This window comes from Intestinibacillus massiliensis (assembly GCF_900155735.1).
GTDB classification, from domain to species: Bacteria; Bacillota; Clostridia; order Oscillospirales; family Butyricicoccaceae; genus Intestinibacillus; species Intestinibacillus massiliensis.
The window spans coordinates 541,730-548,124 of the sequence record NZ_LT707060.1; the positions used below are offsets into that span (position 1 = coordinate 541,730).

5 protein-coding genes and 1 pseudogene are annotated in these 6,395 nt (G+C 56.1%); all 6 read right to left on the bottom strand.

Features of this window, described 5'->3' with window-relative positions; genetic code table 11:
• Window positions 1–6 precede the first annotated feature (6 nt).
• The gene (locus CZ203_RS14020; protein ID WP_018595760.1) at window positions 7–1,962 is read right to left on the bottom strand and encodes a C40 family peptidase; all 1,956 of its coding nucleotides are present in this window, start codon (window positions 1,960–1,962) and stop codon (window positions 7–9) included.
• Window positions 1,959–2,870 carry a DNA cytosine methyltransferase gene (locus CZ203_RS14025; RefSeq protein WP_018595761.1) on the bottom strand — a complete coding sequence of 304 codons (912 nt, stop codon included), beginning with the start codon at window positions 2,868–2,870 and terminating at the stop codon, window positions 1,959–1,961. The genes CZ203_RS14020 and CZ203_RS14025 overlap by 4 nt, the downstream gene beginning before the upstream one ends.
• Entirely contained in the window at window positions 2,867–5,272 is a 2,406-nt protein-coding gene (locus CZ203_RS14030; RefSeq protein ID WP_087066776.1) for a VirB4-like conjugal transfer ATPase, CD1110 family, read from the bottom strand. The genes CZ203_RS14025 and CZ203_RS14030 overlap by 4 nt, the downstream gene beginning before the upstream one ends.
• Entirely contained in the window at window positions 5,175–5,624 is a 450-nt protein-coding gene (locus CZ203_RS14035; protein WP_003509300.1) for a PrgI family protein, read from the bottom strand. The genes CZ203_RS14030 and CZ203_RS14035 overlap by 98 nt, the downstream gene beginning before the upstream one ends.
• Window positions 5,625–5,630: 6 nt before the next feature.
• Window positions 5,631–6,167, bottom strand: a complete 537-nt coding sequence (locus CZ203_RS14040) for an MT-A70 family methyltransferase (RefSeq protein ID WP_085960445.1) — start codon at window positions 6,165–6,167, stop codon at window positions 5,631–5,633.
• Window positions 6,168–6,218: 51 nt separating this feature from the next.
• Window positions 6,219–6,395 (bottom strand): annotated as a pseudogene (locus CZ203_RS15620) (VirB6/TrbL-like conjugal transfer protein, CD1112 family); the annotation flags it as partial.

Below are 6,395 nucleotides of genomic sequence, written 5' to 3' on the forward strand. Positions count from 1 at the left end.
TGGCGTTTAAGGCAAACGCCCGTAACAATAAAAATGCTGCTGCCAGTAGCTTGAATTAAGGTTTGTGTAGGAAATGGGGTCGCCGCAGTGCAGCATGACCGAATTTCCCACATACAGCCCCACATGGGACATCCCGGCAGTGTCATAAGTGCCGACGAAAAATACAAGGTCGCCGGGCTTGGCCTGCTCCGGGGAAACGGGGGTGCAGATGTTGTAAAGCCCCTGCGCCGTCTGGCGTCCCACATTCCAGCCGGAATGATTGATAACCCAGCTAATGAAGCCGGAACAATCAAAGCTGGTGCTTGGGGAGCTGCCGCCCCATACATAGGGATAGCCCACATACTTTTCCGCCTCCGCGATCATGGCGGCAAAGGTTTCGTCCTTTAGCGCCTCCGGGGGGATTTCATAGTAGGTCGGCTCTTTCGGGGTGGAGGCGTGGGGATAGCTGCCGTTGGGAAACAGGTCTGGCCGGTTGCCCAAAGTCTGCATATAGGCAGCATAAAAGCCCATCTGTTCCTCGGTGAGAATGTAGATGGGCAGGTGGGATAAATCAAAGTTTTCCAGCTTCACATTGCATATGTAATAGGTGTAGGGTACTTCCACGGTGTAGGTGTTTCCCTCGCTGTCCGTCCTCGTTTCGGTGCGGTAGCGGGTTTCCGTTTCGATGGTCTGGGTCAGGATGTACTGCTTTTCAAAGAGCATGGCAAGGTCGCCCTGTACCTGTTCCAAAGTGAACACGCCGTTATGCAGTGCGGAGAGGATGGAGGTCAGCACATAGGGGTCATGCTTGATCTCGTCCAGATCGAAACGGTATTCGTCATAGCCGGGGTGCAGGCTTTCGTAGTTGTCAAGTTCGTGCTGCAAATCTGCTTCCAGTGCGGCATAGGCGGCTTCGGCTCCCAGCATATCGCTGTCCTCGGAGAGATAGGAGGTGGCGGCAAGGCCCGTCCCGGTGCTGCCAAACATGGCGGTGCAGGATTGCAGTCCGCCCATCACCAGCAGGAGCATAAGGCCCACGCCGCCGACAATCAGCGCCCCTTTCCAGTGCCGGGCGGCAAAGGACGCGGCCTGTCTGCTTTTCTCTGCGGCTTTCTTGGCTGCGGCAGCCGTGGTCTTGGCGGTGCTTGCGGCCCCCTGTGCGGTCTGGCCCGCCGCCCTTGCTGCCTTGGCATATTCCCGCTTGATGTGCTGTTTCTGCCAGAAGCGGAAAACAGGGTTCTTGGCCGCCTGTGCCAGCTCCGGGTTGTCCCGCATGGATTTTTGATACACAAACTCGGCGTTGGCGGCGATAGACTTTCGCTCGGCGTTGGCGGCGGCCCGGTAGGGTTTGAGCTTATGGCGGTGGACGCCGCTGCGGATCATGCGGCCCGCCTGCCGTTCCGCCAGTTCCTCCCCCTTATGGCCGCCCTCCACGCCCACATTTTCGTGTTCTACCTCATGGATTTTTCCGTGGAGGTAAAGCCCGGCTTCCTGTATAGGGCGGCTGGCCGGGTTTGGTTTGAGCTGGGGAGGGGCTTTCTCCACCTTGTCAAAATACAGCCTGCTTTTTGCTTTGCCCTTGGCCTCGTCATAAACGGTTTCCTTGGTGACGATGCGCTTTTTCGGCAAGGCTTCTTTAGCCGCTTCCAGCTTATCCGCCCGTTTTTCCGCCTTTTTGATATACGGGGCCAGCTCCGGGGAGGCCCGTTCCTCGGCGGTAAACTGCAACCGGGAAACGGGGCCGGTGGCCTGCGCCACGGTTTCCCCGGCGTCCTTGGCCGCTTTCTTTGCCTTATGGCGGTCGTGCAGTTCGTCCGCCCGTTCCAGTATTTTTTCCGCCGCGCCCTCCGGCTGGGCGGTGTATTCCTGCTCGGCCTCCCGGCTGGACACATTGACGCTTTCGCCGGTGGTCTGATTATCCAGCGTCAGGCCGTCGCGGGTCATGTGCTGCGTCACCTTGTCGCGGGGTTTTAAGGGATTCATGTAACATCACCTCCTTGCGGTCTGTTCCGGCAGCGCCCGGTTTCGATCTCTGCAATATAGCGCAGGATGGGGTACACCTGTGGGGGAACAACTGCGTTTCCCAAAGTCTTTAACCGCTTTGCCACATTCGCCGGCGGGTCGCTGATTAAGTACGGGATTTGCGCCGGTTCTTTGGCCCACATGGAATGTCCGTCCATCTCCGGGGGAATCCCATCAGCCATTCCACCCAGTCGGGATTCAGTTTCACATCCCCCGGCGGGCTGCCCAGCAGTTTGTAAACCGCCCATGACAGCCGCGCCGTCCATACGGTTCCGCTGGGGTTGTATTTTCGGAAGCTCCCGGTCGGGGTCATCCGCACATCGACAGTTTTCCCCACATCCCCCGTGTCGCTGGCAAGGGGCGTGGGAAGCAGCATGGCCGATGATGAAAGTTCTTTTGCGCTCATGCCATGCGCCGACGGCGACAGCAGGAAGTACGAAAACCCTAACGGCGTAGCCTGCCTGCTCCAAGTCAAAAACCGTCTTGTCGAGCCCCAGATGGATGAAGCCAGCAACATTTTCTCCAAGCACCCAAGAGGGGTGCAGTTCCCGGATAACGCGGAGCATTTCGGGCCATAAATACCGTTCGTCCTCAAATCCTCTTTGTTTCCCGGCGCTGGAAAAGGGCTGGCAGGGGAATCCCCCGGAAATAAGCGTGGTGGTTTCTCGTCCTGTTTTTTCAAAAAATGCCTCCTTTGTCACTGTGGTAATGTCCTTAAATTTTGGTACCTGCGGCCAGTGCTTTTTCAAAACTTCCATCGGGAAATCCGCCCATTCGCACTGGCATACGGTGGTAAACCCTGCGGCTTCCGCCGCAAGGTCAATCCCGCCGATCCCGGAAAACAGGCTGAAATGTGTTAAGGTGCTCATACCGTCGCCCCCTCGCCTAACCGGGTCGTCATGATCTGGTAGAGCTGGGTGTTTTTCGGGATGGGGTTCTTAAAGGGCAGGATCACATTTTCGTAAATGAGAAGTCCCTCGCCGGGTTCGGAATTGTCCACATACCGTAATTGCTGGGGCGAAATGTTCAGCCGTTCCGCAAGGATTTTGCGGTCGCCGCTGGCCTGATTGAGCAGGCAGATAAAGTCGCTGTTTTCCAAAATGTTCTCAATTTCCGGGGAGGAAAGCAGGTCTTTCACATTCTGCGTCGCACCTGTGGGAATCCCGCCCCACTTACGAAATCGCTTCCAAATCTCACAGGAAAAGGCCGCCGTCTGTTCCTCACGCAAAAGCAGGTGGAACTCATCACAGAAATACCATGTCGCCTTGCCCTTGCTGCGGTTTTGGGTGACGCGACCCCAAATCTGGTCTTGGACAATGAGCATACCGATTTTCTTTAGCTGCTTGCCCAGCTCCTTGGTGTCAAAGGCCACAATGCGGTTTTGAATGTCGATGTTGGTTCTGTGGTTGAACACATTTAAGCTGCCGGACACATACAGGTCAAGGGCCTGCGCCACCCGGTCGGCCTCCGGGATATGCTGGTCTAACAGGGCTTTGTGCAGGTCTGCAAGGATGGGCATATTTCCCGGCTTGGGGTCTGCCAGATAAGGCCGGTAGATCACCTGTACCGCCCGGTCGATCACCGTCTTTTCAATGGCTTCCAGCCCGTTCTTGCCGCCCATGACAAGCTCACAGAACGACAGAACAAAGTCGGATTTCAAGGCCAGCGGGTTTTCATCCTCGGAGTAGTTCAGGTTGATGTCCAGCGGGTTTACATAGTTTTTGCTGGTAGGCGACAGTTTCACCACCTGCCCATGCAGCCGATTCACAAGGGGGTAATACTCGGCCTCTGGATCACAGATATACACATCGTCCGGGGTGCAGAGGAATACGCTCACAATCTCGGATTTACAGCTCATACTTTTGCCGCTTCCCGGTGTCCCCAGCTTTAGCCCGTTGGGACACCTCGCCCGTTTGCGGTCGAGCATAATCATGTTGCCGGTCTTGGCGTTGATCCCGTAATACATGGCGTCGCCGCCCTGAAAAAGCTCCTGCGTCACAAAGGGGACGAACACGGCCACGCTGGAAGTCGTCAGGGAGCGTTCAATCTGGATGTGGCTGGCCCCCAGCGGCAGGCTGCTCATAAGCCCCTGTTCCTGCTGGTAGTCCAGCCGCACAAGGGAGCAGTTGTACTTCTGGGCAATCCCGGCAGCCCAGAACACATCGTTTTCCAGCTTTTGCCGGGTGTCTGCGGTATTCAGCACCAAAAAGGTAAGCTGGAACATCCGTTCATTCCGGCTCTGCAAGGTCTTTAGCAGCTCCTTGGCGTCCTGCCCGTAGGTGGCAAGGTCGCTGGGAAGAATGTCCATATCGTAGCCACTTCTTACCGCCCGTTTCTGTTCCTGAATCTTCATAGCGTCAAGGTCGGTGATCTTGCGCTTGACCGTCTTAATGGCATCGCTCTGGTCGATGGCCTGCACATGGAGGTTCACCACAATGCCGTTTTCCGTGTTGAGGAAGTCGGCCAGCATTTCATCCGACAGCTCCGGGGAGAGGATTTGCAGAAAGCTCACCGCCCCGTATTTGCCGCCCAGCCCGAACATCCGGGCATTGCCGAAGCGGAACGAGGACGGGGCGATAAAGTCCTTGGTGGAAAGCCCCGACGGGGCAAGCCACTTCCAGTCAAAGGAGAACGGTTCCCCGTCCGGGTGGAAAATGCTGTGCATGACTTCCAGCCGTTCCTTGGCGTCCAGTCCCCACGCGGAGGCCCCCATGCTCTTGAAATAGCCCAAAAGGTCGGTTTCGATCCGGCGCAGTCTGGCGCGGGCCATTTTCAGGCTGTCTGCCTCGATGGTATAGGTCATAAATTTCCGCTTCATCAGGCCGTTGTTCCCGTTCACAAGCTGGTCTTGCAAAACGCCGGAATACTCGCTGCGGATGTCGTCAAAGTCGTCCCCCTGCGCCCGGATTTCAAAGCTCTTGGCGTACTGCTTGGGGTCGATCTTGCGGTTGATAAAGGAAAACTGCACATGAATGGAGGCGTCCAGATAGTTGTAGAGGTCGCACAGGTTTTCAAAGATGGCGGTCTTGGTGTCCGCCTGCGCCAGTTGGTAGCTGATGTCCGTAAACTCAATGCACTTGGAAAAGGTGCGGGGCGTTACCCGGCACACGCCGTCCTGATACATGGCCTCATAGGGAATACTGGCCTGCGCCGAATGGGGCTTGCCGTCGCCCTTATACTTTCGGATGACGGCCTGAATCTCTTTCTTTTCGGCGCGGGTGAGCTTGACCGGCGCTTTTGCGCTCGTTTCGTTCTTTTGCTTTTTGGACAATGGCGTTGACCTCCTTTTCCATTTGGGATTGCCGCACAAGGGCGGTATAAGCGTTGTTGGTCTGGTAGGGCCGTTCCTTGGGCTGGATGAAGCAGCACTCGACGATCTGGCGCACCACCACTTCAAGGGGCTGGCCGTGTTTTTCGTAAAGCGCCAGCAGAAAGCCCGGCAGCATGGCGAACACCATAATGAGCGCCGCCGCGCTGGTCGGGACGCGGCCCCGGATCAAAAAGAAAAGCGGGACGCCTACAAGCAGCGCACCGCCAAAACAAATGAGCTGGCGTTTCGTCAGCCCGAATACTACCTTGGATTTGACCTTGGTTAAATCTTTGGGGACAGTTACATAAGCCATAAAAAGTCACCTCGTTTCTGGTACGGACAGGGAAAAATCGCTGTCCACTTCGTTGCCCCACGCATCCCAGCCGGGGATTTTCTGTCTGGCAAACAGTTCTGCGCGGGGCAGGTCGCCCGCAAGCTCTATGATTTTCTCGCGGGTAATGTCTGGTTTCTTGCTGTGTTCCTCCACCGGGGAAATGATAAACTGATGGACGCTTTTGGAGTAACGCTTGGGATGGCCCCGCTTGGCAAGCAGACAGATTTCCGCGTTTCCTCTCGTCCAATAGCCCAGCCCGTAAAACCATGTGGGGCTTTTGCGGTTCAATTTCAGCCAGACAAAGGCCACGGTCTTAAAGGTGAAGCCCCACGCCTTAATCAGACGCAGCGCCTCCGGGAGCTGGGGGAAAGTTGCCCACAAAAACAAGAGGCAGTCTTTTTCCGCCAGCGTTTCCACCGGCAGGGCGCACAGCTCGTCAATGCTCATGGTGGGATAGTGCTTTTCTGCTGCACCCTGTACTGCTTTCTGTTCATATCGCCACGGCGGGTCGGCGTAAAGGATGTTGTAGGTTTTCTTTTGTGTTTCTTTGATGGTTGGTATTCCTCCTGTCTGTCAATGTGCGGTAAAAACGGCTTTCGATATGCTGCCGGTCTTGAACAGACAGAAGCAAAGCAAAACGGTATAGCCCATACAGCCCCAGATTGCGCCGGATATGTCGTCGGCGGTTCCGATCTGCTGGATCAGCACCGCATAAATCCCGACAACCACCATGATTAAAAAGGCTTGGAA

Coding starts and splice junctions, on each gene's coding strand:
- CZ203_RS14025 (WP_018595761.1), bottom strand. CDS start 2,870: ATGAGCACCTTAACACATTTCAGCCTGTTTTCCGGGATCGGCGGGATT.
- CZ203_RS14035 (WP_003509300.1), bottom strand. CDS start 5,624: ATGGCTTATGTAACTGTCCCCAAAGATTTAACCAAGGTCAAATCCAAG.
- CZ203_RS14020 (WP_018595760.1), bottom strand. CDS start 1,962: ATGAATCCCTTAAAACCCCGCGACAAGGTGACGCAGCACATGACCCGC.